At 63.9% G+C, this 24,728-nt stretch carries 22 protein-coding genes; 19 read left to right on the forward strand and 3 right to left on the reverse strand.

The annotated features are described in order from the left end of the window. The first annotated feature begins 32 nt into the window (after window positions 1-32). Window positions 33-1,163 carry a molecular chaperone DnaJ gene (dnaJ, locus tag J2X54_RS13210; RefSeq protein WP_310181294.1) on the forward strand — a complete coding sequence of 377 codons (1,131 nt, stop codon included), beginning with the start codon at window positions 33-35 and terminating at the stop codon, window positions 1,161-1,163. Between the two features lie 89 nt (window positions 1,164-1,252). After that, window positions 1,253-1,930, forward strand: a complete 678-nt coding sequence (can, locus tag J2X54_RS13215) for a carbonate dehydratase (protein WP_070249089.1) — start codon at window positions 1,253-1,255, stop codon at window positions 1,928-1,930. A 57-nt stretch (window positions 1,931-1,987) separates the two neighbouring features. Here the strand turns inward: can and J2X54_RS13220 are convergent, their stop codons facing one another. Then, window positions 1,988-2,272: a type II toxin-antitoxin system RelE/ParE family toxin gene (locus J2X54_RS13220; RefSeq protein ID WP_310181295.1), complete on the reverse strand. Its 285-nt coding sequence runs from the start codon at window positions 2,270-2,272 to the stop codon at window positions 1,988-1,990. A 47-nt stretch (window positions 2,273-2,319) separates the two neighbouring features. Beyond that, a complete protein-coding gene (locus J2X54_RS13225) occupies window positions 2,320-2,520 on the reverse strand; it encodes a hypothetical protein (protein WP_071651639.1) in 201 nt (66 codons plus the stop codon). 249 nt (window positions 2,521-2,769) lie between these two features. Between J2X54_RS13225 and J2X54_RS13230 the strand changes: the two genes are divergently transcribed. The 15 genes from J2X54_RS13230 (at window position 2,770) to J2X54_RS13300 (ending at window position 21,310) form a co-directional block, all read left to right on the forward strand. Next, window positions 2,770-3,399 carry an ANTAR domain-containing response regulator gene (locus J2X54_RS13230; protein WP_070249087.1) on the forward strand — a complete coding sequence of 210 codons (630 nt, stop codon included), beginning with the start codon at window positions 2,770-2,772 and terminating at the stop codon, window positions 3,397-3,399. A 386-nt stretch (window positions 3,400-3,785) separates the two neighbouring features. After that, window positions 3,786-4,958, forward strand: a complete 1,173-nt coding sequence (locus tag J2X54_RS13235; protein WP_310181296.1) for a CmpA/NrtA family ABC transporter substrate-binding protein — start codon at window positions 3,786-3,788, stop codon at window positions 4,956-4,958. A 39-nt stretch (window positions 4,959-4,997) separates the two neighbouring features. After that, a complete protein-coding gene (ntrB, locus tag J2X54_RS13240; RefSeq protein ID WP_310181298.1) occupies window positions 4,998-5,900 on the forward strand; it encodes a nitrate ABC transporter permease in 903 nt (300 codons plus the stop codon). 10 nt (window positions 5,901-5,910) lie between these two features. After that, window positions 5,911-6,717 carry an ABC transporter ATP-binding protein gene (locus J2X54_RS13245; protein WP_310181300.1) on the forward strand — a complete coding sequence of 269 codons (807 nt, stop codon included), beginning with the start codon at window positions 5,911-5,913 and terminating at the stop codon, window positions 6,715-6,717. Further along, window positions 6,717-7,379, forward strand: a complete 663-nt coding sequence (locus J2X54_RS13250; RefSeq protein ID WP_310181302.1) for a methyl-accepting chemotaxis protein — start codon at window positions 6,717-6,719, stop codon at window positions 7,377-7,379. The genes J2X54_RS13245 and J2X54_RS13250 overlap by 1 nt, the downstream gene beginning before the upstream one ends. A 20-nt stretch (window positions 7,380-7,399) precedes the next feature. After that, a complete protein-coding gene (gene cobA / locus J2X54_RS13255; RefSeq protein WP_310181303.1) occupies window positions 7,400-8,170 on the forward strand; it encodes a uroporphyrinogen-III C-methyltransferase in 771 nt (256 codons plus the stop codon). Between the two features lie 383 nt (window positions 8,171-8,553). Then, complete coding sequence (locus J2X54_RS13260) at window positions 8,554-9,858, forward strand: MFS transporter (RefSeq protein ID WP_310181304.1); 1,305 nt, start codon at window positions 8,554-8,556, stop codon at window positions 9,856-9,858. 22 nt (window positions 9,859-9,880) lie between these two features. Next, entirely contained in the window at window positions 9,881-12,409 is a 2,529-nt protein-coding gene (nirB, locus tag J2X54_RS13265) for a nitrite reductase large subunit NirB (RefSeq protein ID WP_310181306.1), read from the forward strand. Window positions 12,410-12,419: 10 nt separating this feature from the next. Beyond that, complete coding sequence (gene nirD / locus J2X54_RS13270) at window positions 12,420-12,767, forward strand: nitrite reductase small subunit NirD (protein ID WP_070249079.1); 348 nt, start codon at window positions 12,420-12,422, stop codon at window positions 12,765-12,767. A gap of 2 nt (window positions 12,768-12,769) precedes the next feature. Then, window positions 12,770-14,011 (forward strand): FAD-dependent oxidoreductase, encoded by a 1,242-nt coding sequence (locus J2X54_RS13275; protein WP_310181307.1) that lies wholly within the window; start codon window positions 12,770-12,772, stop codon window positions 14,009-14,011. A 27-nt stretch (window positions 14,012-14,038) separates the two neighbouring features. Continuing rightward, window positions 14,039-16,783 carry a molybdopterin-dependent oxidoreductase gene (locus J2X54_RS13280; protein WP_310181309.1) on the forward strand — a complete coding sequence of 915 codons (2,745 nt, stop codon included), beginning with the start codon at window positions 14,039-14,041 and terminating at the stop codon, window positions 16,781-16,783. 77 nt (window positions 16,784-16,860) lie between these two features. Then, window positions 16,861-18,231 carry a glutamine synthetase family protein gene (locus J2X54_RS13285; protein WP_310181311.1) on the forward strand — a complete coding sequence of 457 codons (1,371 nt, stop codon included), beginning with the start codon at window positions 16,861-16,863 and terminating at the stop codon, window positions 18,229-18,231. A gap of 206 nt (window positions 18,232-18,437) precedes the next feature. Further along, window positions 18,438-19,565, forward strand: a complete 1,128-nt coding sequence (locus J2X54_RS13290) for a polyamine ABC transporter ATP-binding protein (RefSeq protein WP_310181312.1) — start codon at window positions 18,438-18,440, stop codon at window positions 19,563-19,565. A 9-nt stretch (window positions 19,566-19,574) separates the two neighbouring features. After that, window positions 19,575-20,468, forward strand: coding sequence for an ABC transporter permease subunit (locus J2X54_RS13295; RefSeq protein ID WP_310181313.1), 894 nt, complete (start codon window positions 19,575-19,577; stop codon window positions 20,466-20,468). Then, window positions 20,465-21,310 (forward strand): ABC transporter permease subunit, encoded by an 846-nt coding sequence (locus J2X54_RS13300; RefSeq protein WP_310181315.1) that lies wholly within the window; start codon window positions 20,465-20,467, stop codon window positions 21,308-21,310. The genes J2X54_RS13295 and J2X54_RS13300 overlap by 4 nt, the downstream gene beginning before the upstream one ends. 4 nt (window positions 21,311-21,314) lie before the next feature. On the opposite strand, the gene J2X54_RS13305 is transcribed toward J2X54_RS13300, so the two are convergent. Continuing rightward, window positions 21,315-22,457 (reverse strand): MFS transporter, encoded by a 1,143-nt coding sequence (locus tag J2X54_RS13305; RefSeq protein WP_310181316.1) that lies wholly within the window; start codon window positions 22,455-22,457, stop codon window positions 21,315-21,317. Window positions 22,458-22,568: 111 nt separating this feature from the next. Here J2X54_RS13305 and J2X54_RS13310 point away from each other — a divergent pair, with 111 nt between their 5' ends. After that, window positions 22,569-23,327, forward strand: a complete 759-nt coding sequence (locus J2X54_RS13310) for a gamma-glutamyl-gamma-aminobutyrate hydrolase family protein (RefSeq protein WP_310181317.1) — start codon at window positions 22,569-22,571, stop codon at window positions 23,325-23,327. 17 nt (window positions 23,328-23,344) lie between these two features. Then, entirely contained in the window at window positions 23,345-24,715 is a 1,371-nt protein-coding gene (locus tag J2X54_RS13315; protein WP_056138053.1) for a glutamine synthetase family protein, read from the forward strand. Window positions 24,716-24,728 lie beyond the last annotated feature (13 nt).

The raw sequence follows: 24,728 nt of genomic DNA on the forward strand, positions 1-24,728 counted from the left end.
CGAATATTTAATACAGCAAGGTCCCGACCAATATGGCAAAGCGTGATTTCTACGAGACACTCGGTGTCGCAAAAAACGCGTCGGAAGACGAAATCAAGAAGGCCTACCGCAAGCTGGCCATGAAATACCATCCCGACCGCAACCCCGATGACGACGAGGCGGAAGGCAAGTTCAAGGAAGTCAAGGAAGCCTACGAGATGCTGACCAACCCGGACAAGCGCGAGGCGTATGACCGTTACGGTCACGCCGGCGTCGATCCGAACAATGGCGGTGGCGGCTTCGGTGGTGGCGCCGGCGGTTTCGGCGACGCCTTTGGCGACATCTTCGGCGACATCTTCGGTGGCGGCGCAGGGCGCGGCCGCAGCGCCGGCCCGCAGGTGTACCGTGGCGCCGACTTGCGCTACAACCTCGAGATCACGCTGGAACAAGCGGCGCATGGCTTCGATACGACCATCCGCGTACCGTCCTGGGACAAGTGCGACACCTGCCACGGCAGCGGTGCCAAGCCCGGCACATCGCCGGTCACCTGCACTACCTGCGCCGGCCACGGCCAGGTACGCATGCAGCAGGGTTTCTTCAGCATCCAGCAGACCTGCCCCAAGTGCCACGGCACCGGCAAGATCATCCCGGAACCATGCCCGGCATGCTCGGGCCAGGGCCGCATCAAGCGCAACAAGACCCTGGAAGTGAAAATTCCGGTCGGTATCGACAACGGCATGCGCATCCGCTCGTCGGGCAACGGCGAACCGGGCACCAATGGCGGACCATCGGGCGACCTGTACGTGGAAATCCACATCAAGCCGCACGCGGTGTTCCAGCGCGAAGGCGACGACCTGCATTGCGAAATGCCGATCTCGTTTACCAAGGCAGCCTTGGGTGGCGAAATCGAAGTGCCGACCTTGTCTGGTAAAGTGTCGTTTACGATTCCCGAAGGCACCCAGTCGGGCAAGACCTTCCGCCTGAAAGGCAAGGGCATCAAAGGCGTGCGCTCCGGTTTCGCGGGCGACCTGTTCTGCCACGTGGCGGTCGAAACCCCGGTCAAGCTGACCGAGAAGCAAAAAGACCTGCTGCGCGAGTTCGAAAAGTCGACCACCGAAGGCGGCAACAAGCACAGCCCGCAGACCAAGACCTGGCGCGACAAGGTGAAAGATTTCTTCGAGTAACTGTCACGTCATGCAGCACCGGTAAGATCTGACCGCCGCGCCGCCCATTGTGGGTGGACCGGCGGTCTCTTTATGTACGAGAGGACATCATGAACGACCTGGAACAGAGCACTTCCCCCCTGCGTGGCCTGCTGGAAAACAACCGGCGCTGGGCCGCCTCGGAAGTTGAGCGCGATCCCGATTTCTTCAACCGCCTGGCCAACCAGGCTGCGCCAGAGTACCTGTGGATCGGTTGCTCGGACAGCCGGGTGCCGGCAAATGAGCTGCTGGGCCTGGCGCCGGGCGACGTGTTCGTTCACCGCAATATTGCCAACGTGGTGGTGCACTCGGACCTGAACTGCCTGTCGGTGCTGCAATTCGCCATCGACATCCTCAAGGTCAAGCACGTGATCGTGGTGGGCCACTTCGGCTGCAAGGGCGTGCACGCAGCCATGACCGGCACCCGCGTGGGCCTGGTCGACAACTGGCTGCGCCACGTCCACGACGTGCACCAGAAGCACGAGCGCTACATGGGCACCGTGCTCAACGAACAGCGCCGCTCGGAGCGCCTGGTGGAACTGAACGTGATCGAACAGGTTTCCAACGTCTGCCGCACGACCATCGTGCAGGACGCCTGGGACCGCGGCCAGGAACTGACCGTGCACGGCTGGGTGTACGGCATCCAGGACGGCCAGTTGCAGGAACTGGGCATGAGCGTGTCGTCGCTGGCAGAGCTGGCGCCGCGCGTGGAGCAGTCGCTGGCGCGGTACGAGGCGGTTGCTGCGTAAACTAGCGGTGACGGCAATATCGAAGAGGGAAGCGCTTGCGCTTCCCTTTTTGCTTTATCAGGGGGCGGCTGGATATTGTTGTCGGGAGTGTAGCACTGCAATAATTTCAATCACGTGCGGTTGGATGCGATACACCACGACATAGTTAGGATGCGCCACAATTTCACGCGTGCCTGCCACCCGGCCGGGTCGGTACAGGTAAGGATGTTGCGGGAGCTGGGAGGCGGCGCGCTCGATATCATCAAGCAGATCGGCAGCGGCGGTTTCATTGCGCTCGGCGATGAACTCGATGATGGTGGAAAGGTTGTTGCTGGCGTCGGCAAGCCATTGGACGGGAAGCATTAATCCTCCAGAAACTACGGTACAGCCAAGCTGTATTTAGTCTGGCTTCAGGATGAGCTCTTCGTCCCTGAATCGTTCTTCTTCGACGCCAAGATGGCTCGCATCTGCGCCATTACTTCGTCATGCGGAATACTCGGGCGTGGGTCGTCCAGCGATTCCTGAACTTTGGCGCGGAACCATAGATCGTAGGCCGCCGCTTCTTCAGCGGTAGCAAATTCTGATTCTATGGGTGAGAGGATGGCATTCATAAAGTTAAGGTTACACCATATTGGAATACAAAGGGCGCCACGCAGCTTTTCCAACATCTTTAGTCGATAATGCGCTGAGACCCGCAACGTCACGGCTCGGGTGAGGATATGGTCGCATTAAATCGACAGCAGCCCTGATAAACTGGCAAAAATTTGGTGTTGTGCCTTAGAATCTGCGCATGATCATCAACTCCACTGGTTTGGTTCTTGCTTGCCCCAAGACGCAAGACCCACCCGCCGCCACTTTCCATGACCACGCGTAACCTGCGCATTGTTGTCGTCAACGCCCTCATGCATCCCGGCAGCGAGGATGACGAGGCCGTGCACGCCCAGGTCGAACGGGCGCGGATACTGCGGATTGGGCTGCTCGAGGCGGGCTACGATATCGTCGCCTCGCTGCCGCCGGACATGTTCTTGCCGGATCGTATCGCCCAGTTGCAGCCGGACATGATCATCGTCGATGCCGAGTCCGATGCGCGCGACGTGCTCGAGCACATCGTCATCGCTACCCGCGACGAGCGCCGGCCCATCGTGATGTTTACCGAAAGCGACGACACCGCCAGCATGGAGGCCGCTGTCGCTGCCGGCGTATCGGCGTACATCGTGGCCGGGCTGCAGAGCGACCGCATCAAGCCGGTACTGAACGTGGCGCTGGCGCGTTTCAAGCGCGAGCAGAAGCTGCTCGACGAATTGTCCGATACCAAGAGCAAGCTGGCCGAGCGCAAGGTCATCGAGCGCGCCAAGGGCCTGCTGATGGAGCGCCAGCGCTTTACCGAAGAGCAGGCGTACCAGAAGCTGCGCAGCATGGCCATGAGCAAGAACCTCAAGCTCTCCGAAGTCGCACAGCGTATTCTGGATGTGGAAGATCTGCTCGGATAATCTTTATTTTGTTTTTCGCGTCCAAAATGAGGCGCGTGCTCACCAACGGTGCGCGGATGCGGTGCGTTGCCGCTAATTCCTCATCCTCTCTCCTGTGACAGCCGGCTGGCACAGACATTGCGTACAGTAAAGCTCAAGCGCAACGCTGCGCTGCTGAACCTCGCCAACGGCGGTGAGGGTCACAAGACAACGACGTCTACCATCACGCGAATGCGTTCGCGGGGGTAGGCGTTTTTCGTTGGTCCAACGGTTTTGCTGACTACTAAGGGAACGCCATGAAAGAAACACCAAAAAACGCCGACAACGCCTTGCCACCGACCGCAGCCGACGTTAATGTCACGCGCAGGAAAATCATTCATGGCGCAAGTCTGGTCGCAGGAGGAAGCATGTTGGGTCTGGCAACAAATGGCGTATGGGCGGCGGGTTCCGACAAGCCGGAGAAAGAGGAAGTCAAGATCGGCTTCATTCCACTGACCGACTGCGCGTCGGTGGTGATGGCGTCGGTGCTGGGCTTCGACAAGAAGTACGGCGTGAAATTCGTGCTGAGCAAGGAAGCCTCGTGGGCTGGCGTGCGCGACAAGCTGTCCAATGGCGACCTCGATGCCGCCCACGTGCTGTACGGCCTGCTGTACGGCGTGCAGATGGGCATCGGCGGCCAGAAGAAGGACATGGCGGTGCTGATGGGCCTGAACAACAATGGCCAGGCCATCACGCTGTCGAAAAAGCTGGCCGACAAGGGCGCCGTCGATGGCGCCAGCCTGGCCAAGCTGATGCGCACCGACAAGCGCGAATACACGTTCGCCCAGACCTTCCCGACCGGCACCCACGCCATGTGGCTGTACTACTGGATGGCGGCCAACGGCATCAACCCGATGAAGGACGCCAAAGTGATCACGGTGCCGCCGCCGCAAATGGTGGCCAATATGCGCGTCGGTAACATGGACGGCTTCTGCGTGGGCGAGCCATGGAACCACCGCGCCATCATGGACGGCATCGGCATCACCGCCACCACCACCCAGGACATCTGGAAGGACCACCCGGAAAAGGTGCTGGGCTCCACGCTGGAATTCGCCAAGAAATACCCGAACACCTGCCGCGCCATGATGGCTGCCATCCTGGACGCGAGCAAGTGGATCGACGCCTCGCTGGCCAACAAGAACAAGATGGCCGAAGTGATCGCCGACAAGTCGTACGTCAACACCAGCAAGGACGCGATCGATCAGCGCATCCTGGGCCGCTACCAGAACGGCCTGGGCAAGACCTGGGACGACGCCAACCACATGAAGTTCTACAACGACGGCCTGGTGAACTTCCCGTACCTGTCGGACGGCATGTGGTTCATGACCCAGCACCGCCGCTGGGGCCTGCTCAAGGACGATCCGGACTACCTGGCCGTGGCCACCAAGGTCAACCAGATCGACCTTTACAAGGATGCGGCCGCGATGACCAAGACGCCGGTGCCGAAAAGTCCGCTGCGCACCTCGAAGCTGATGGACGGCGCGGTATGGGATGGCAAGGATCCGAAGGCATTTGCCGCCTCGTTCAAGATCAAAGCCTAGTTGCAGTAAGTCCGATTCATCGTCCTCCAAGGGAAAGCCATGAACGCCATGCTCCAACCCGGCAGCGCCCAGCCGCCAGACACAGAAGTTATCGCTACAGAAAAACCGGCGCGCCGCCCGCGCCGCCCGCTGGCTGCCAACTCCAGCTCGCGCGTGCGCCAGCAGCTCTCTGCCACTGCCATGAAAATTGTCGCGCCGCTGGTGGGCGCGGCCTTGATGGTGCTGATCTGGCAGCTCATCACCATCAAGAACGCCACCTTCCCGACGCCGCTGGTGACGTTCCACGAAGCGGTAAAGATGTTTTCCGATCCGTTTTATCGCAACAGTCCGAATGACCAGGGCATAGGCTGGAACCTGCTGGCGTCGTTGCAGCGGGTGGCAGTGGGCTTCGGCCTGGCCGCGCTGGTGGGCATCCCGCTGGGTTTTGTCATCGGCCGCGTGAAGTTTGTCAGCGCCATGTTCAGCCCCATCATCAGTTTGCTCAAACCGGTGTCGCCGCTGGCCTGGCTGCCGATCGGTCTGCTGGTGTTCCAGTCGGCCAACCCGGCGGCGATCTGGTCGATCTTCATCTGCTCGATCTGGCCGATGATCATCAACACGGCCGTGGGCGTGCAGCGCGTGCCGCAGGATTACATGAACGTGGCGCGCGTACTCAACCTGTCCGAGTGGAAGATCCTGACCAAGATCCTGCTGCCATCGGCGCTGCCGTACGTGCTGACCGGCGTACGCCTGTCGATCGGTACCGCGTGGCTGGTGATCGTCGCGGCCGAAATGCTGACCGGCGGCGTTGGCATCGGCTTCTGGGTGTGGGACGAGTGGAACAACCTCAATGTCCCGCACATCATCATCGCCATCGTCGCCATCGGCTTTGTCGGCCTGCTGCTGGAACAAGCGCTGATGGCGCTGGCCCGTGCTTTCACCTACGAACAAGTTTCGAACTAAGGAGCATGTCATGGACGAATCCAGGTTTATTGATATCGAAGGCGTGGAGATGGTTTTCCACACCAAAAAAGGCGTATTCCACGCGCTGCGCGAGATCGACCTCACCGTCGCCAAGGGCGAGTTCATTACCCTGATCGGCCACTCGGGCTGCGGCAAGTCGACCCTGCTCAACCTGATCGCCGGGCTGACCCGCCCGACCGATGGCGTGCTGCTGTGCGCCAACCGCGAGATCGCCGGGCCGTCGCCCGAGCGCTCGGTGGTGTTCCAGAACCACTCGCTGCTGCCGTGGCTGACCTGTTACGAAAACATCCACCTGGGCGTGGAACGCGTGTTCGGCAAAACCGACTCGAAGGCGCAGCTGCGCGAGCGCACCATGGCGGCGCTGGCGCTGGTCGGCTTGACCGCCGCCGAAACCAAGCGTCCCAACGAAATCTCCGGCGGCATGAAGCAGCGCGTGGGCATCGCCCGGGCGCTGGCGATGGAGCCGAAAGTGCTGTTGATGGACGAGCCGTTCGGCGCGCTGGACGCATTGACGCGCGCCCACCTGCAGGACGAGCTGCTCAAGATCGTTGCCGCCACCAGGTCCACCGTGGTGATGGTGACCCACGACGTCGATGAGGCGGTACTGCTGTCGGACCGCATCGTCATGCTGACCAACGGCCCGGCCGCCACCATCGGCGAGATCGTCGACGTGCAGCTCGAGCGTCCGCGTGACCGCGTGGCGCTGGCGCAGGACGCGCGCTACATGGCGTACCGTACCGCCGTGCTGGAGTTCCTGTACCGCAAACAGGCGCACCCGGCCAAGGATGCGGCTTGATGGACATGGACACGCGACATCTGGAAAACGAGGCCAAGGCGCTGTCGGGCGAAGTGTTCGGCGCCATGATCAACCTGTCGGGCCGGCGCCGCTTCACGTCGCAGCGCATCGTGCTGTACGCGGTGCTGGCCGCTCAGGGCCAGGACGATGCGGTAGCGATTGCGCGCGAGGCGCTGGGCCTGTTCCGGGGCGCCCACAAGGCGCTGCTGACGGACGCCGACGGCTTGCCCGGCGTGTTTTGCGCCGAACTGCGCGAGGCATATTTTGGCAAGCTGGCCGGCGACCGCGAGATCGCCGCCTTTGCCGAGCAGGCCGACCGCACCCTGGCCGCCATCTCCCACGGCAGTGGCGCGTCAGCCAGCCTGCTGGCCGAACTGGTGCGCCTGACCACGCCCACGCTGGCCATCCTCAACCAGATTACCGCCGTGTACGAGGAACAGGCCAAATTGCACGCGCGGCTGATGAAAAAGCAGCTGCGCGGCGTGATCACCGATATCGAGAAGATCAACAAGCAGGCGCGCATGGTGGCCTTCAATGCGCGCGTGGTGGCGGCGCGCGCGGGGCAGGCCGGGCGCGAGTTTGCAGTGGTGGCGGGCGTGCTGTCCGGGATCACCGATGAAATCGACCAGATGGTCACTACCGCGCTGGCTGCGGCAGCGTAAAGCAACGAGAGGAACCAACCATGACTACCCAGGGCAGTGTAACGCTGGTGGGCGCCGGACCGGGCGACCCCGAACTGTTGACCATCAAGGCCGTGCGCGCCATCGAACGCGCCGACGTGCTGCTGATCGACGACCTGGTCAACCCGCAAGTGCTGGACTATGCGCCGTCGAGTGCCCGGGTGGTCCAGGTGGGCAAACGCGGCGGCTGCGCATCGACGCCGCAGGAGTTCATCGAGCGCCTGATGGTGGCCGAGGCGCGCGCCGGTAATCACGTGGTGCGCCTCAAAGGGGGCGATCCGTACATGTTCGGCCGCGGCGGCGAAGAGCGCGCCACCTTGCGCGCGCAGGGCATCGCGGTGGACGTCATCCCCGGTATCAGCAGTGGCCTGGCGGCGCCGACCAGCATCGGCGTACCGGTCACCCATCGCTCGTGGAGCCAGGGCGCGACCTTCGTGACGGGCCACGGCAAGGATGCGGCGTCGGAACCGAACTGGCAGGCGCTGGCGCAAAGCCGGCTGACGCTGGTGATCTACATGGGCGTGGCGCGGGTGGACACCATCCAGGCCGGGCTGCTGGCCGGTGGCGCATCGCCTCACACGCCGGTGGCCGTCGTGCAGGCCGCCACGCGCGACAACCAGCGCAAGCTGCTCACCACCCTGGGCGAACTGCCCGCCGCGCTGCGCGCGAGCGGCCTGGGCAGCCCGAGCATCATCGTGGTCGGTGACGTGGTGCGGTGTGCCGATGACTGGCAGGATTTGGCCGCGGCTGCACCGCTGCAGGCGAACGCCTGATAACCCCGCACGGCCATGCCGGGTCGGACCCCCTACGGGGTCCGACCCCATCGACGCGCAGGCCGCGTGTCGTGGCCGGACCTGCGGGGTTTAGTGCCTGCACCGCAATAACGCACCCATAACGTGCACCATGCACCGCCAGCTTGCACCAACCACGTCGCTCATCACCCTCGCCACCGCATTCCCCCTCTGTCGCACCACCCACCCCTATCTGGCACGCCTCTTGCAATAGCTAAGCTCAAGAGGTCAACGGCGATCTCCCTGCAGCACACGAATACATAGCCGGTCCAAAGACGGACTGGCAGGACAACGGCGTCCGCCCAACCCGGTTTTTATGGCCCGGTTGCGCGGGCGCCTTTTTGTTTTCTGAACGGGATAAAACAATGGCCACCAAAGCTAACAGCATCAAGCTCCTCTCGATCTCGACGCCGCAAATGCGGGCGTTCCACCTGACCTGGATGGCGTTCTTCGTCTGCTTCTTCGCGTGGTTTGCCTGCGCGCCGCTCATGCCTGTCATCAAGGGAGAATTCAATCTCTCCGGCGCGCAGATCGCCAACATCAATATCGCCGCCGTCGCCATCACGATCCTGGTGCGCCTGATCGTCGGCCCGCTGTGTGACCACTTCGGTCCGCGCAAGACCTATACCGGCCTGCTGCTGCTCGGCTCCATCCCGGTGATCGGCGTCGCCTTTGCCCAGAGCTACGAGAGCTTCCTGTTCTTCCGCCTGGGGATCGGCGCGGCCGGTGCCAGCTTCGTCATCACCCAGTACCATACCTCCGTCATGTTCGGCCCGAAAGTGGTCGGCACCGCCAATGCGGCAGCTGCCGGCTGGGGCAATGCGGGCGGCGGCGTGGCGCAAGCCGTGATGCCGCTGCTGATGACCGCGATGATCATGCTGGGTGTGTCCGAGACCTTCGGCTGGCGCGCCGCCTTGATCGTGCCGGGCGTGCTGATGATCGTGATGGCCTTCGTCTATTACCGCTACACGCAGGACTGCCCGCAGGGCAACTTCAGCGAGCTGCGCGCCGCCGGCATTGCAATCGAAGGCGGCAAGAAGGGCGGCTGGGAGAGCTTCAAACTGGCTGCTGCCAACTACCGCGTGTGGCTGCTGTTCGTCACCTACGGCGCCTGCTTCGGTATCGAGATCTTCATCCACAACATCGCCGCCATCTACTACGTCGATCATTTCAACCTGACGCTGGGCCAGGCCGGCATGGCCGCCGGCAGCTTCGGTTTGCTGGCGCTGTTTGCCCGCGCCCTGGGCGGCTGGGCCTCGGACAAGTTTGCCGCACGCGGCAATCTCAATCACCGCGTCACGCTGCTGTTCGTGCTGATGCTCGGTGAAGGCGCCGGCCTGCTGATGTTTGCTCACGCCAGCACTGCCGTCCTGGCCATCGGCGCCATGCTGATCTTCGGCCTGTTCACCCACATGGCCTGCGGTGCGACCTACGCCGTGGTGCCGTTCGTCGACAAGCGCGCCCTGGGTGGCGTGGCCGGCATCATCGGCGCCGGCGGCAACGTCGGTGCGGTGGCCGCGGGCTTCCTGATGAAGGGCATGGGCGACGTCCAGCAGACGCTCTCCATCCTCGGCTTCGTGGTTGCAGGCACCGCCCTGTGCGCACTGGCGGCGCGCTTCTCCAGCAGCACCATCGAAGAAAATGTCATCGCCTCCAAGCTGGCAGCGTAGTAATCACGTCAAGGACTACACCATGAAAATCATCGTCATCGGCCACGGCATGGTCGGCCATAAATTCCTCGAGTCGCTCGCTGCCGGCGGCGCGCCTGGCTTGCAGGTGACTGTACTGTGCGAAGAAGTGCGTCCTGCCTACGACCGCGTGCACCTGTCCGAATTCTTCTCCGGTAAAACCGCCGAAGACCTGTCGCTGGTCAAACCGGGCTTTTTTGAACGCGACGACATGGTCTTGCGCCTGAACACCCGCGCCACCGCCATCGACCGCGCCGCCAAAACCGTTACCATCGGCGACGGCAGCGTGCTCCCGTACGACAAGCTGGTGATGGCCACCGGCTCGTTCCCGTTCGTGCCGCCGCTGCCGGGCAAGGACCGCAAGGACTGCTTCGTCTATCGCACCATCGAAGACCTGGAAGCGATGCTCGAATGCGGCGCGCGCTCGAAAACCGGCGTGGTGATCGGCGGCGGCTTGCTGGGCCTCGAATGCGCCAAGGCGCTGCGCGATTTAAAACTTGAAACCCACGTGGTGGAATTCTCGCCGCGCCTGATGGCGGTGCAGGTCGATGAAGGCGGCGCGCGCGTGCTGCGCCGGAAAATCGAAGAGCTGGGCGTGACCGTCCACACCGGCAAGAACACCACGGCGATTGTCGATGGTGTCGATGGCACCCATAGAATGGAATTCGCCGACGGCGGCCACCTGGACGCCGACATGATCGTGTTCTCGGCCGGCATCCGCCCGCGCGACATGCTGGCGCGCGAATGCGGCCTGACGGTGGGCCCGCGCGGCGGCATCGAGATCAACAACAACTGCGTCACGTCCGACCCGGACGTGTATGCCATCGGCGAATGCGCGCTGTGGGGCGGCCTGATTTTCGGCCTGGTGGCGCCCGGTTACGAGATGGCCCGCGTGGCGGCCAGGCACATGCTGGGCGAGGCGGGCGAGTTCGCCGGCGCCGACATGAGCACCAAGCTCAAACTGATGGGCGTGGACGTGGCCAGCATCGGCGACCCGCACGGCAATGTCGCCGGCAGCCGCTCGTACCAGTTCACCGACGAGCGCAAGCAGATTTACAAGAAGATCGTCGTCTCCGACTGCGGCAAGTACCTGCTGGGCGGCGTGATGGTGGGCGATGCAGCCGAATACGGCACGCTGCTGCAAATGATGCTCAACAAGATAGAGCTGCCCGAGTCGCCGGAATTCCTGATCCTGCCGCAGTCCGATGGCGCGGCCAGGCCGGGTCTCGGTGTTGACGCGCTGCCGGAAGGCGCGCAGATCTGCTCGTGCAACGACGTCTCCAAAGGCGCGATCTGCGCAGCAGTGGCGGGCGGCGCCACCACCATCGGCGACGTCAAAAGCTGCACCAACGCCGGCACCTCGTGCGGCGGCTGCGTGCCGCTGGTGACGCAAGTGATGAAGGCCGAAATGAAAAAGCTCGGCATGGCGGTCAACAACCACGTGTGCGAACACTTCGCCTACTCGCGCCAGGAGCTGTTCCACCTGATCAAAGTGGGCCAGATCAAATCGTTCGGCGACCTGCTGGCAAAGCACGGCAAGGGCCTCGGTTGCGACGTGTGCAAGCCGCTGGCGGCCAGCATCCTGGCGTCGGTGTGGAACGACTTCGTGCTGAAAAAGGAGCACGCCAGCCTGCAGGACACCAACGACTACTTCCTCGGCAATATCCAGAAGGACGGCACGTATTCGGTCGTGCCGCGCATGCCGGGCGGCGAAGTGACGGCCGATGGCCTGATCGCCGTGGGCATGGTCGCCAAGAAGTACGGCCTGTACACCAAGATCACGGGCGGCGCCCGCGTCGATCTGTTCGGTGCGCGCGTGGACCAGTTGCCGCTGATCTGGGAGGAATTGATCGCGGCCGGCTTCGAATCGGGTCACGCGTACGGCAAGTCGCTGCGCACCGTCAAATCGTGCGTGGGGTCCACCTGGTGCCGCTACGGCGTCGATGATTCGATCGGTCTGGCCATCGAACTGGAAAACCGCTACAAGGGCTTGCGCACGCCGCACAAGATCAAGTTCGGCGTCTCTGGCTGCACCCGCGAGTGCGCCGAAGCGCAGGGCAAGGACGTGGGCATCATCGCCACCGAGAAGGGCTGGAACCTGTACGTGGCCGGCAACGGCGGCATGAAGCCGCGCCACGCCGAGCTGCTGGCCACCGACCTCGATAAAGCCACGCTGGTGCAGTACATAGACCGCTTCCTGATGTTCTACACCCGCACCGGCGACCGCCTGCAGCGCACCAGCACCTGGCGCGAAAATCTCGAAGGCGGCCTCGATTACCTCAAGCAGGTCGTGGTGCACGACAAGCTGGGCATCGCCGCCGACCTGGAAGCGGACATGCAGCACGTGGTCAATACCTATGCGTGCGAGTGGAAGGAAGCCGTGGAAAACCCGGAGACGCGCAAGCGCTTCCGCCACTTCGTCAACAGCGACAAGGGCGACGAGAACGTGTTGTTCATGGAAGAACGCGGCCAGATCCGCCCGGCCACCGTGGAAGAGCGCAAGCGCGTGATTCCGATCGCCGTTACCGCCTGAGGAGAATGCCATGCATCGCGATATTCAAACCGACCACTGGATCGCCGTTTGCCAGCTGGACGACATCGTCCCCAACACCGGCGTGTGCGCCTTGCTGAACGGCGCGCAGGTGGCCGTGTTCCACGTCGATGACGGTGGCTCGCGCGTGTTCGCCATCGAAAACTACGACCCCAACTCGGAAGCCTCGGTACTCTCGCGCGGCCTGGTGGGCAGCATCGGCGAACGGATCGTGGTGGCCTCGCCCATCTACAAGCAGCACTTCGATTTGCAGACCGGCGAATGCATCGAGTCGCCGGCGCACTCGGTGGGCACGTACCCGGCGCGCATCGCCGGTGGCAAAGTGTGGGTAGGGCTGTGAGTATGTCTGCAGACGCGCCTGCCAACGCCGCCAGGCCGTCGCTGGTCGTCATCGGCAACGGCATGGCCGGCATGCGCACGGTCGAGGAGCTGCACAAGCTCGCGCCGGACCTGTACGACATCACCGTGTTCGGCGCCGAGCCGCACGGTAACTACAACCGCATCCTGCTCTCGCCGGTGCTCGCCGGCGAAAAAAGCATGGAGGACATCATGCTCAACACGCGCGAATGGTATGTCCAGCATGGCATCACCTTGCACGCGGGCGACCCGGTCGAGCATATCGACCGCAAGCAGCGCATCGTGCGTGCGCGTTCCGGCCTGCAGGTGCGCTACGACCGCATCTTGATCGCCACCGGCTCCAAGCCGTTCATCATCCCGGTGCCGGGCCACCAGTTGCGCGGCGTGCTGGCCTTCCGCGATATCCAGGACGTGGAAAGCATGCTGGCCATGGCCCGTAATCACCGCCACGCGGTGGTGATCGGCGGCGGCTTGCTGGGACTGGAAGCGGCCAACGGCCTGCAACGCCAGGGCATGGCGGTGACGGTGGTGCACGTGGGCGACGCGCTGATGAACCAGCAGCTCGACAAGCCGGCCGCGCTGCTGCTGCAAAAGGCGCTGGAAGCGAAAGGGTTGACCTTCCTGATGAACGCCAACACCGCAGAAATTACCGGCACCGACCGCGTCACGGGCGTGCGCTTCCAGGATGGCACCGGGATCCCGGCCGACCTGGTGGTGATGACTGCTGGCGTGCGGCCGAATATCGAGCTTGCCAAGGCGGCCGGCCTGCACTGCGACCGCGCCATCGTGGTGGACGACACCTTGCAAACCTACGATCCGCGCATCTACGCCGTGGGCGAATGCGTGCAGCACCGCAGCGCCACGTTCGGGCTGGTGGCGCCGATCTGGGACCAGGCGCGCGTGTGCGGCGCCCACCTGGCCGGCGCTGGCGTGCGCCGCTACGTGCAGCAAACCTCGCCCACGCGCCTGAAGGTGACCGGCGTGGACCTGTACTCGGTCGGCGACTTCATAGGCGGCGCGGGCAGCGAAGACCTGGTGCTGCGCGATGCGCGCCGGGGCGTGTACAAGCGGCTGGTATTGAAGGACAATCGTGTAACCGGCGCCGTGCTGTACGGTGATGTGAAAGACGGTCCGTGGTACTTCGGCCTGATCCAGAACCGCACCGACATCAGCGCCATGCGCCAGAACCTGTTGTTCGGCGAGGCGCTCAGCGCCAGGGCCGCGTAGCAAAACTATCGAGATAGCGAGCCAACCTTGAACCTGTCCCAAGACCATCTTGCCATCCGCCCGGTTGCCCCGGTGGGCACCGTCCGTACCACTTGCGCGTACTGCGGCGTGGGCTGCGGCGTGAGCGCCACGCCGCAGGCCGATGGCACGGTCGCCATCGCCGGCGACAAGCACCACCCCGCCAACCTGGGCCGCCTGTGCGTCAAGGGTTCCGCCCTGGGCGAGACCGTGGGTCTCGACGGTCGCCTGCTGTATCCGCACGTGCGCGAGGGCGATGGCCTGCGCCGCGTATCGTGGGACGAGGCGCTCGGCAAGATGGCCGCCAAGTGGCGCGCCGTCATCGACGAGCATGGACCGGACGCGGTGGCGCTGTACGTCTCGGGCCAGCTGCTGACCGAGGACTACTACGTCGCCAACAAGCTGATGAAGGGGTACGTGGGCAGCGCCAATATCGACACCAACTCGCGCCTGTGCATGTCGTCGGCGGTGGCCGGCTACAAGCGCGCCTTTGGCGAAGACCTGGTGCCGCTGTGCTACGACGACCTGGAGCTGGCCGACATGGTGGTGCTGGTGGGTTCCAACACCGCGTGGTGCCACCCGATCCTGTTCCAGCGCATTTTAAAAGCCAGGGAAGCCCGCCCGGACCTGAAGCTGGTCGTGATCGACCCGCGCCGCACCGCCACCTGCGAGCTGGCCGACCTGCACCTGCCGATCAAATCCGGCACCGACGTCTGGCTGTTCAACGGCTTGTTGAGCTACCTGTCGCGCATCGGCGCGGTGGCCCCCGATTTCATCACCGACCACACCAACGGATTCGATGCCGCGCTGGCTGCCGCCAACATCGACTGCGCCGATCCGCTGGCCGTGGCCAAGGTGTGCCGCATCGATCCCGCTTTGCTCATCGAATTCTACGAAGCGTTTGCCGCCACGGCCAAGACCATCACCGCGTATTCGATGGGCGTCAACCAGTCGTCCGCCGGCACCGACAAGGTCAACGCCATCATCAACTGCCATTTGGTTGGCGGGCGGATCGGCCAGCCCGGTATGGGGCCATTCTCGATCACCGGCCAGCCCAACGCCATGGGCGGGCGCGAAGTGGGCGGCCTGGCCAATATGCTGGCCGCCCACATGGACCTCGAGCGCGCCGATCACCGCGACGTGGTCCAAACGTTCTGGGACTCGCCGGCCATGGCCGACAGGGGCGGCCTGAAAGCGGTGGACCTGTTCCAGGCTATCGAAGAGGGCAAGGTCAAGGCGGTATGGGTGATGGCCACCAACCCGCTGGTCAGCTTGCCCGACGCCGACCAGGCCCGCCGCGCACTGGAAAAATGCGAGCTGGTGGTGGCGTCCGACATCATGCAGAACACCGACACCAATGCTTACGCCCACGTGCTGCTGCCGGCGCTGGGCTGGGGCGAAAAAGACGGCACGGTCACCAACTCGGAGCGCCGCATCTCGCGCCAGCGCGCATTTTTGCCCGCACCGGGCGAGGCGCTGGGCGACTGGCAGATCATCTCGCTGTTCGCGCAGCGCATGGGCTACGCCGGCTTCGACTTTGCCGATGCTGGCGCCGTCTTCGACGAGCACGCGCGCCTGAGCGGCTTTCGCAACGAAGCCGACGATATTCCGCGTGCGTTCGACATGTCGGGCCTGGCCGGCCTGTCGTCAGCCGAATACGCCGAGCTCGAACCGGTACAGTGGCCGGCACGGCGCGATGCCGCCGGCGTGATCCAGAGCGAAGCGCGGCTGTTTGCCGACCACCGCTTTGCCCACGGCGACGGCAAGGCGCGCTTCATCGCCACCGCCACCCGGGCGCCGGCCAACGCCGTGTGCGAAGACTATCCACTCACGCTCAACACCGGCCGCGTGCGCGACCAGTGGCATACGATGACGCGCACCGGCAAGTCGCACACGCTGGCCGACCACATCTCCGAGTCGTTCGTCGACATCCACCCGCAGGACGCGCTGCTGCACGGCGTGCGCGAGGGCGAACTGGCGCGCATCAGCTCTGCCTGGGGCGCCATGGTGGCGCGGGTGCAGCACGGCGGCGGCATCGCGCGCGGCAGCGTGTTCATCCCGATTCACTGGAACGGCCAGACCTCGTCGGACGCGCGCGTGGGCGCCTTGGTCAACCCGGTGGTCGATCCGGTATCGGGCGAGCCGGAGTTCAAGCACACGCCGGTGCGCATCGACCAGTTCCGCGTCAACTGGCATAGTTTTATCTTGAGCCGCACCGAAGTGAATCTCGACAGCGTGGCGCACTGGACCCGCATCCAGGGCAAGGCATTCGCCCGCTACGAGCTCGCGGGCCGCAACACTATCGGCGACTTCAGCGCCTGGGCGCGCGCGCTGCTGGGGGTGGACGACCTCGACGCCGACTGGCTGGAATACGAAGACAAGACCGCTGGCGTGTACCGCGCCGTGCACGTGGTGGACGATCGTATCGAGCAGTGCATCTTCCTCTCGCCGCGCCAGGACATGCCGTCGCGCGCGTGGCTGGCCAGCCTGTTCGCCAGGGATCAACTGAGCGAGATCGACCGCGTGGGCCTGCTGGTGGGCATGCCGGTGGAGAAGGGCGCCGATACCGGCCCGACCGTGTGCTCGTGCTTTGGCGTCGGTCGCAACACCATCTGCAACGCCATCGTCGAGCAGGACCTGCAGACGGTGGCGCAGGTGACGGCGTGCCTGAAGGCCGGTGGCAATTGCGGCTCGTGCGTCCCCGAGATCAAGAAGATCCTCGTGCATACGCGGGCGGAGCTGGCCGCTGGTTGATCAGGCGAGGGTTTAACTATTTACCAAATATGGTAAATTAGACCACCGATCGCTTGATCACCACCATGAGAGCGAACATGTCTATTCGTGAAAACTTCTCCGACGCCGATATGGACGCGTGGCTCAACGAGAACCGCGTCACTGAAATCGAATGCCTGGTACCTGATCTGACAGGTGTGGCACGTGGCAAAATCCTGCCGCGTGCGAAATTTACGCAAGACCGCGGCATGCGCATCCCCGAAGCGGTGCTGGGCATGACCGTCACCGGCAACTACCCCACCGCCAACGCCGCCTACGACCGCGCCATCTCGTCCACCGACCGCGACATGATCCTGCGCGCGGACCCCGGCAGCATCACCACCGTGCCGTGGGCGCAGGATCCCACCGCGCAGGTGATCCACGACTGCTACTTTTCCGATGGCACGCTGGTCGATTACGCACCGCGCTCGGTGCTGCGCCGCGTACTCAAGCTATACGCGGACCGTGGCTGGCAGGCCGTGGTGGGACCGGAACTCGAGTTCTACCTCACCGAGAAAAACATCGATCCCGACCTGCCGCTGCGCGCGCCGGTAGGCCGCAGCGGTCGCGCCGAAACCAGCCGCCAGGTGTACAGCATCGACGCCGTCAACGAGTTCGACCCGCTGTTCGAGGATATCTACGACTACTGCGCGCTGATGAACCTCGACGTCGATACGCTGATCCACGAAACGGGCGCCGGCCAGATGGGCATCAATTTCCAGCACGGCGACGCGCTGGCCCTGGCCGACAACCTGTTCTACTTCAAGCGCACCTTGCGCGAGGCCGCGCTCAAGCACTCGATGTACGCCACCTTCATGGCAAAGCCCATGGCGGGCGAGCCGGGATCGGCCATGCACGTGCACCAGAGCGTGAACGACCTGGCCACGGGCCGCAATATCTTTACCGATGCCGACGGCGCGTCGTCGCAGCACTTCCGCCACTACATCGGCGGCCTGCAGCGCTACACGCCGGCGGCGATGGCGATCCTGGCGCCGTACGTCAATTCGTACCGGCGCATGGTGCGCCACACGGCCGCACCGATCAACGTCCAGTGGGGCATCGACAACCGCACCGTGGGCTTCCGCATTCCCATCTCGGGCACCGGTCACCGGCGCGTGGAAAACCGCATCATCGGCGCCGACGCCAACCCCTACCTGGCCATGGCCGTCACGCTGGCGTGCGGCTACCTGGGCATGGTCGATCAGATCGATCCGTCGCCGATGATCACCGGCAGCGCCTACGACCACGACCACGAACTGCCGCAGGGCCTGCCGCAGGCGCTCGAAGGCCTGCGCCGCGAAGACCGCTTGCGCGACATACTGGGCGAGCGCTTCATCGACGTCTATACGGCGATCAAGGAACTCGAGCACCAGGAGTTCATGACCGTGATCAGCCCGTGGGAGCGGGAACACTTGTTGCTACATGTTTGAAGCGCTGCATTTATAATCATGGGTTCGAAAAATCGGATGCGGACGACATGTCGCTGCCCGATGAGTCGTCATTCCCGCGAAAGCAGGAATCCATACTGAGTATCCGATTACGCGGTCTATGGATCCCCGCATGCGCGAGGATGACGGCTTGTCCGACAGTGGTTACATTTCTGTTCTCTAATTGGCACCATTAATTTTTACACAATATGACCCCAGAGCGAGCTGCTGAACCTTTTCTCCTGATCCGCAACCTGGTCAAGGACTTCGATGGCGTACGCGCCGTCAATGATGTCTCCGTGGCGATCAACAAGGGCGAGATCTTCGCGCTGCTCGGCAGCTCGGGCTGTGGCAAATCGACGCTGCTGCGCATGCTGGCCGGCTTCGAGACCCCCACCGCCGGCGAGATCATCCTGGCCGGCCAGGACATCGTCGGCGTGCCGCCGTACCAGCGGCCCATCAACATGATGTTCCAGTCGTACGCGCTGTTCCCGCACCTGTCGGTATGGGACAACATCGCCTTCGGCCTGCGCCGCGATGGTTTGCCCAAGGACGAAATCGCCGCCCGCGTCGAGAAAATGCTGGCGCTGGTGCAGCTGTCCGAATACGGCAAACGCAAGCCGCACCAGCTGTCCGGCGGCCAGCAGCAACGCGTGGCGCTGGCGCGCAGCCTGGCCAAGCGCCCGCAGCTGCTGCTGCTCGACGAGCCGCTCGGCGCGCTCGACAAAAAACTGCGCGAGCGCACCCAGATGGAGCTCGTGTCCATCATCGAGGAAGTGGGCGTAACCTGCGTGATGGTCACCCACGACCAGGATGAAGCGATGAGCATGGCCACCCGCATCGCCGTCATGAGCGCGGGCCGCATCCTGCAGGTGGGCGCACCCGAAGAAATCTACGAGACGCCGAACTGCCGCTTCGTTGCCGACTTCATCGGCAGCGTCAACCTGTTCAACGGCAGCGTCACCGTCGACGAACCGGACCACGTGATCATCGATACGCCGGAAGGGCGCCACTACATCACCCACGGCATCACCGGCACCATGGGCATGCCGGTGGCGGTGGCCGTGCGGCCCGAGAAGATCGCTGTGCAGGCGGAGGCACCCACCCTCGAGCAGCGCGCCAACGCCAGCGAGCATGGCTACAACTGCGTGCAGGGCACGATTACCGCGTTGGCCTATTTCGGCAACGAGACGCTGTACCACGTGCAGCTCGACACCGGCATGAGCATCAAGGTGTCGCGCACCAACGCCGCCCGCCACGACGCCGCCGCGCTCAAGCGCGACCAGCGCGTGTATGCGTGGTGGGATGGCGCCGATGTCGTGGTGCTCACCAGCTAGGGCGCGGCCATGAACTTTTTCAAGAATTTTTTCACGGGGCGCCGGTTCGTCATTGCCGTGCCGTCGCTGTGGCTCACGTTCGCCTTTTTGGTGCCGTTCCTGATCGTGCTGCGCATCAGCTTTGCGGAAGCCGATGTGGGCGACCCGTTCGGCACGCTGGTGACGGTAGCCGACGGCGTGATGACGCTCAAGGTCAAGATCTCGAACTACCTGTTCATCCTGCAGGACGACCTGTACGTGCTGACGTATCTCAGTTCGCTCAAGTTCGCCGCGATCACCACCGCGCTGTGCCTGTTCATCGGCTACCCGTTCGCCTACTTCATGGCGCGCGCCAAACCAACCATCCGGCCGGTGCTGCTGATGCTGGTGATGATGCCGTTCTGGACCTCGTTCCTGCTGCGGATCTACGCGTGGAAGGGCATCCTGGCCAATAACGGCATCCTCAACAACTTCCTGATCAGCATTGGGGCGATTGCCGAGCCGCTGCACCTGATGAACACCCAGTTCTCGCTGATCATCGGCATGACGTACGCGTATTTGCCATTCATGATCCTGCCGCTGTACGCCAACCTGGTGAAAATGGACGTGCGCTTCCTGGAGGCTGCGGCCGACCTGGGCGCCACGCCGTTCCAGGCCTTCTGGCGCGTGACGGTGCCGCTGTCGAAGTCCGGCATCATCGCCGGCTCGATGCTGGTATTCATTCCGTCGGTGGGCGAGTACGTGATCCCCGAGCTGCTGGGCGGCCCCGAGACCCTCATGATCGGCCGCCAGCTGTGGGACGAATTCTTCACCAATAACGACTGGCCATTGGCGTCTGCCGTGACGGTGGTGGTGATCATGCTGATCCTGGTGCCGATGGCGATCTTCAACAAGTACAAGGCAGAGCAGGAGGACAGCCGATGAAAACCAATACGAGTTTCATGCAGCGCTGGTTCGGGCGCGGCTGGTTGTCGCTGGGGTACTTGTTCCTGTACCTGCCCATCGTGGTGCTGGTGGTGTTTTCGTTTAACAGCTCGCGCCAGGACATGGTGTGGAGCGGCTTTTCGCTGCAGTGGTACGCGGCGCTGATGCAGGACACGGAAATCATCAACGGCCTGGGACTGTCGCTGCGCATTGCGGTGCTTACGGCCTTCGCCTCGGTGGTGCTGGGCACCTTTGCCGCCTTCGTGCTCGATCGCTACCGCCGTTTTACCGGGCGCACAGTGTTCGCCGGCATGGTCAGTGCGCCGCTGGTGATGCCCGAAGTGATCATCGGCCTGTCGCTGCTGCTCATGCTGGTCTCGGTGCAAAAGGCGTTCGGCTTTCCGGAACGCGGCCTGACCACGATCTGGATCGGCCACACGCTGCTGGGCATGGCCTACGCGGCGGTGGTGGTGCAATCGCGCCTGCAGGAGATGAGCAAGTCGCTCGAAGAAGCGGCGATGGACCTCGGCTGCCGGCCGTACCAGGTGTTCTTCCTGGTCACGCTGCCCAACATCAAGCAGGCGCTCGGCTCCGCGTGGCTGCTGACGTTCACGCTGTCGCTCGACGACGTGGTGCTGTCGGCCTTCCTGTCCGGCCCCGGCTCATCGACCATGCCGATCGTGATCTTCTCGCGCGCGCGGCTGGGGCTCGATCCGCGCGTGAATGCGGTGGCGGCGCTGACCATCCTGGTCGTGTCCATCGGTGTGATCGCATCGAGCTTGTACATCGCCCGCGCCGAGCGGCTGCGTCATAAGCAGATTTCCAACGCCGGTAAAGATTAAGGTTCTAAGGAATCCGGCGATACTCCCACCAGGCGCAGGCGGCGAAGGCCGCCGCGCCGCACCACATCACTGCCGGCAGCGCATTGATCCCTACCGAGTGCATCAGCACCCCGGTGACCAGCGGCCCGCCGCTGCTGGTCACGCCCCAGCTGGCGTTGAGGATGGCACTGGCCGCCACCAGCCTGGCGCCGGTAAAGCGCTGGCCGCACGCCACGATCGACAGCATGTAGATCGCCCCCGCCGCGGCACCGAGCATCAATAACACCGTCCACCACAACCACGGCGTGCCCGCCGCAAACGGCAGCACCGGCAGCAGCACGCACACGGCGATGCCGCAGCCGGTATGCACGCGGCGCCGCCCGTAGCGGTCGGCCAGCCAGCCGAACGGGAATTGCAGCACCGTGTCGCCCACCAGCACCACCGTGGCCGAGAGCAGCGCCAGCTCGGTGGCGATACCCTGGCGCATCGCGTACAGCGGCAGCAGGCTCAAAGCCAGGGTGTCGAACAGCGCGAAAAACGCCGCGCCCATGGCGATCATCGGCATCTGCGGCAGCACCATGCGCCACGGCGCCTGCGCTTCGTCTTCGTCGTCGGATTGCGCGTCGCCGCGTATCAGCGCCATGCCGGGCAGCGCCAGCAAGAACAGCGCGCCGGCGGCGGCAAAGGCCCAGGTCATTTTATCTTCCACTGCCGCCACCAGCGCTGGCCCGACCAGCTGGAACAGCGTAAAAGCGGTGGTGTACATGGCCACCACGCGCCCGCGCGCATGGCCCGGCGCCAGGTGGTTGACCCACGCCTCGCCCACGGTAAACAGCACGCCCATGCAAGCGCCGAAGACAAAGCGCAGCAGCGCCCAGGCGAATAAATCGGACGTGGTTTCCATCAGCGCGGTGGACAGCCCACCGACGATAATCGCCGCGATCATGCACGTGCGCGCACCATGGCACGCCACCCAGCGCGAAACGAACGGCGTCACGGCCAGGATGCCCAGCGCGCTGACGGCGGTGATTATGCCGATGATGTCGGTGCCGATGCCGCGCTGGTCGAGGCGCAGGGCGGTGAGCGGGATGGTCGCGCCGAGCCCCAGGCCGACCACGCCGATGCTGGCAACGAGCGCGATGAAGTCGCGCCACGGCAGGTTTTTCATGGAGTTGAAGCGGTCATGCGGAGCAGACTTTAAGCTGGGTCAAGTAGCAGTAATGGCAATCATACCAAATTAGGCTTATGATCAAACCTGCTTCATATTTCATAGACCAATATGCGCAGCCCCATCGTTCTCGTCCCCGCCTGCGTCAATCCGGTTGGCCTGCACGCCGCCCACACCGCGCAGTTCAAGTACGTCGCTGCCGTCGCCGACGGCGCCCGCTGCGCACCTTTGATCATGCCGGCGCTGGGCGAGTCCACCGACTTCGAGGCGCTGCTCGGCCTGGCCGACGGCATCCTGCTCACCGGTTCACCATCGAATGTGCACGCGGGCCTGTACGGCCAGGCGGTGCTCGATCCGGCGCTGCCGCTCGACGCCGCGCGCGACGCCACCACCTTGCCGCTGATCCGCGCCGCCATCGAGCGTGGCATCCCGCTGCTGGCGATTTGCCGGGGCTTCCAGGAAGTGAACGTGGCGCTGGGCGGCACGCTGCACCAGTCGGTGCACAGCGTGGCCGGCATGAGCGACCACCGCGAACACAAGGGTCACACGATGGAAGAGCAGTACGCGCCGGTTCACCATGTGCAGGTGGAGCCAGGCGGCGTGCTGGCGCGCGCCTTGGGCGGCGTGGACCGCATCATGGTCAATTCGCTGCATGGCCAGGGCCTCGATCAGCTGGCGCCAAGGCTGGCAGTAGAGGCCCGCGCCGCTGACGGACTGGTCGAAGCCTACCGCGTGCGGGACGCCACCGGATTTACGCTCGCGGTACAGTGGCACCCTGAATGGAAACTGATGGACAACCCGGATTCCCTGAAGCTGCTGCAGGCGTTCGGTGACGCCTGCCGGCACTATAAAAAAACCAGAATCAAATAAAACTCCGGAGAGATCTGATGGCTATACGCGAAAACTTCACCTACACCGACATGGACGTGTGGCTCAACGAAAAGCACGTCACCGAGATCGAATGCCTGGTGCCCGACCTGACCGGCGTGGCGCGCGGGAAGATCCTCCCGCGCGGAAAATTCACCCAGGAGCGCGGCATGCGCATCCCGGAAGCGGTACTGGGCATGACCGTCACCGGCAATTACCCGGTCGATGATGCGGCCTACGACCGCGCCATTTCCAGCACCGACCGCGACATGATCCTCAAGGCCGATCCCACCACCATCACCATGGTGCCGTGGGCCAGCGACCCTACCGCGCAGGTCATCCACGACTGTTATTTTGCCGATGGCCGCCTGGTGGACTTCGCGCCCCGCTCGGTGCTGCGCCGGGTGCTCAAGCTCTACGCGGACCGTGGTTGGAAGCCGGTGGTCGCACCTGAACTTGAGTTTTACCTCACCGCCAAGAACACCGATCCCGACCTGCCACTGCGCCCGCCGATCGGCCGCAGCGGCCGCGCCGAAACCAGCCGCCAGGTGTACAGCATCGACGCCGTCAACGAGTTCGACCCGCTGTTCGAGGACATCTACGACTACTGCGAAACGATGAACCTCGACGTCGATACCCTGATCCACGAAATCGGCGCAGGCCAGATGGAAATCAACTTCCTGCACGGCGATCCGCTGGGCCTGGCCGACAAGGTGTTCTTCTTCAAGCGCACCTTGCGCGAGGCGGCGCTCAAGCACGATATGTACGCCACCTTCATGGCCAAGCCGATGGCCGGCGAACCCGGATCGGCGATGCACGTGCACCAGAGCGTGGTCGATATCAAAACCGGCAAGAACATCTTCAGCGCCGACGACGGCTCGGCCGCGCCGATCTTCAAGCACTACATCGGCGGCCTGCAGCGCTATATGCCGTCGGCGATGGCGATCGTTGCGCCGTACGTCAATTCGTACCGCCGCATCGTGCGCCACACGGCCGCGCCGATCAACATCCAGTGGGGCATGGACAACCGCACCGTCGGTTTCCGCGTACCCGAATCGGGCGTGAACGACCGCCGCGTGGAAAACCGCATCATCGGTGCCGACGCCAACCCGTACCTGGCGCTGGCCGTCACGCTGGCCTGCGGCTACCTGGGCATGATCGACCAGATCGAGCCCACGGCCATGACCACCGACAGCGCCTACGATCTCGACGTCGAACTGCCGCAGGGACTGCCCGAGGCGCTGCAGCTGCTGCGCCGCGAAGACCGGCTGCGCACCGTGCTCGGCGAGCGCTTCATCGACGTCTACGCCGCCATCAAGGATCTCGAACACCAGGAATTCATGACCGTCATCAGCCCATGGGAGCGCGAGCACCTGCTGCTGCACGTCTGACCCAGTAACAGCA

It is taken from the genome of Duganella sp. 3397 (genome assembly GCF_031456625.1).
In the GTDB taxonomy this organism is placed as follows: Bacteria; Pseudomonadota; Gammaproteobacteria; order Burkholderiales; family Burkholderiaceae_D; genus Rugamonas; species Rugamonas phyllosphaerae.

Excerpts from the sequence above, each read along its gene's own strand:
- J2X54_RS13305 (WP_310181316.1), bottom strand. The coding sequence starts at position 22,457 with ATGAAAAACCTGCCGTGGCGCGACTTCATCGCGCTCGTTGCCAGCATC.
- J2X54_RS13220 (WP_310181295.1), bottom strand. The coding sequence starts at position 2,272 with ATGCTTCCCGTCCAATGGCTTGCCGACGCCAGCAACAACCTTTCCACC.
- can (WP_070249089.1), top strand. The coding sequence starts at position 1,253 with ATGAACGACCTGGAACAGAGCACTTCCCCCCTGCGTGGCCTGCTGGAA.
- J2X54_RS13285 (WP_310181311.1), top strand. The coding sequence starts at position 16,861 with ATGTCTATTCGTGAAAACTTCTCCGACGCCGATATGGACGCGTGGCTC.
- J2X54_RS13315 (WP_056138053.1), top strand. The coding sequence starts at position 23,345 with ATGGCTATACGCGAAAACTTCACCTACACCGACATGGACGTGTGGCTC.
- J2X54_RS13260 (WP_310181304.1), top strand. The coding sequence starts at position 8,554 with ATGGCCACCAAAGCTAACAGCATCAAGCTCCTCTCGATCTCGACGCCG.
- J2X54_RS13235 (WP_310181296.1), top strand. The coding sequence starts at position 3,786 with ATGTTGGGTCTGGCAACAAATGGCGTATGGGCGGCGGGTTCCGACAAG.
- J2X54_RS13290 (WP_310181312.1), top strand. The coding sequence starts at position 18,438 with ATGACCCCAGAGCGAGCTGCTGAACCTTTTCTCCTGATCCGCAACCTG.
- cobA (WP_310181303.1), top strand. The coding sequence starts at position 7,400 with ATGACTACCCAGGGCAGTGTAACGCTGGTGGGCGCCGGACCGGGCGAC.
- J2X54_RS13275 (WP_310181307.1), top strand. The coding sequence starts at position 12,770 with ATGTCTGCAGACGCGCCTGCCAACGCCGCCAGGCCGTCGCTGGTCGTC.
- J2X54_RS13230 (WP_070249087.1), top strand. The coding sequence starts at position 2,770 with ATGACCACGCGTAACCTGCGCATTGTTGTCGTCAACGCCCTCATGCAT.
- J2X54_RS13225 (WP_071651639.1), bottom strand. The coding sequence starts at position 2,520 with ATGAATGCCATCCTCTCACCCATAGAATCAGAATTTGCTACCGCTGAA.
- ntrB (WP_310181298.1), top strand. The coding sequence starts at position 4,998 with ATGAACGCCATGCTCCAACCCGGCAGCGCCCAGCCGCCAGACACAGAA.
- J2X54_RS13250 (WP_310181302.1), top strand. The coding sequence starts at position 6,717 with ATGGACATGGACACGCGACATCTGGAAAACGAGGCCAAGGCGCTGTCG.
- nirB (WP_310181306.1), top strand. The coding sequence starts at position 9,881 with ATGAAAATCATCGTCATCGGCCACGGCATGGTCGGCCATAAATTCCTC.
- nirD (WP_070249079.1), top strand. The coding sequence starts at position 12,420 with ATGCATCGCGATATTCAAACCGACCACTGGATCGCCGTTTGCCAGCTG.
- J2X54_RS13310 (WP_310181317.1), top strand. The coding sequence starts at position 22,569 with ATGCGCAGCCCCATCGTTCTCGTCCCCGCCTGCGTCAATCCGGTTGGC.
- dnaJ (WP_310181294.1), top strand. The coding sequence starts at position 33 with ATGGCAAAGCGTGATTTCTACGAGACACTCGGTGTCGCAAAAAACGCG.
- J2X54_RS13300 (WP_310181315.1), top strand. The coding sequence starts at position 20,465 with ATGAAAACCAATACGAGTTTCATGCAGCGCTGGTTCGGGCGCGGCTGG.
- J2X54_RS13295 (WP_310181313.1), top strand. The coding sequence starts at position 19,575 with ATGAACTTTTTCAAGAATTTTTTCACGGGGCGCCGGTTCGTCATTGCC.
- J2X54_RS13245 (WP_310181300.1), top strand. The coding sequence starts at position 5,911 with ATGGACGAATCCAGGTTTATTGATATCGAAGGCGTGGAGATGGTTTTC.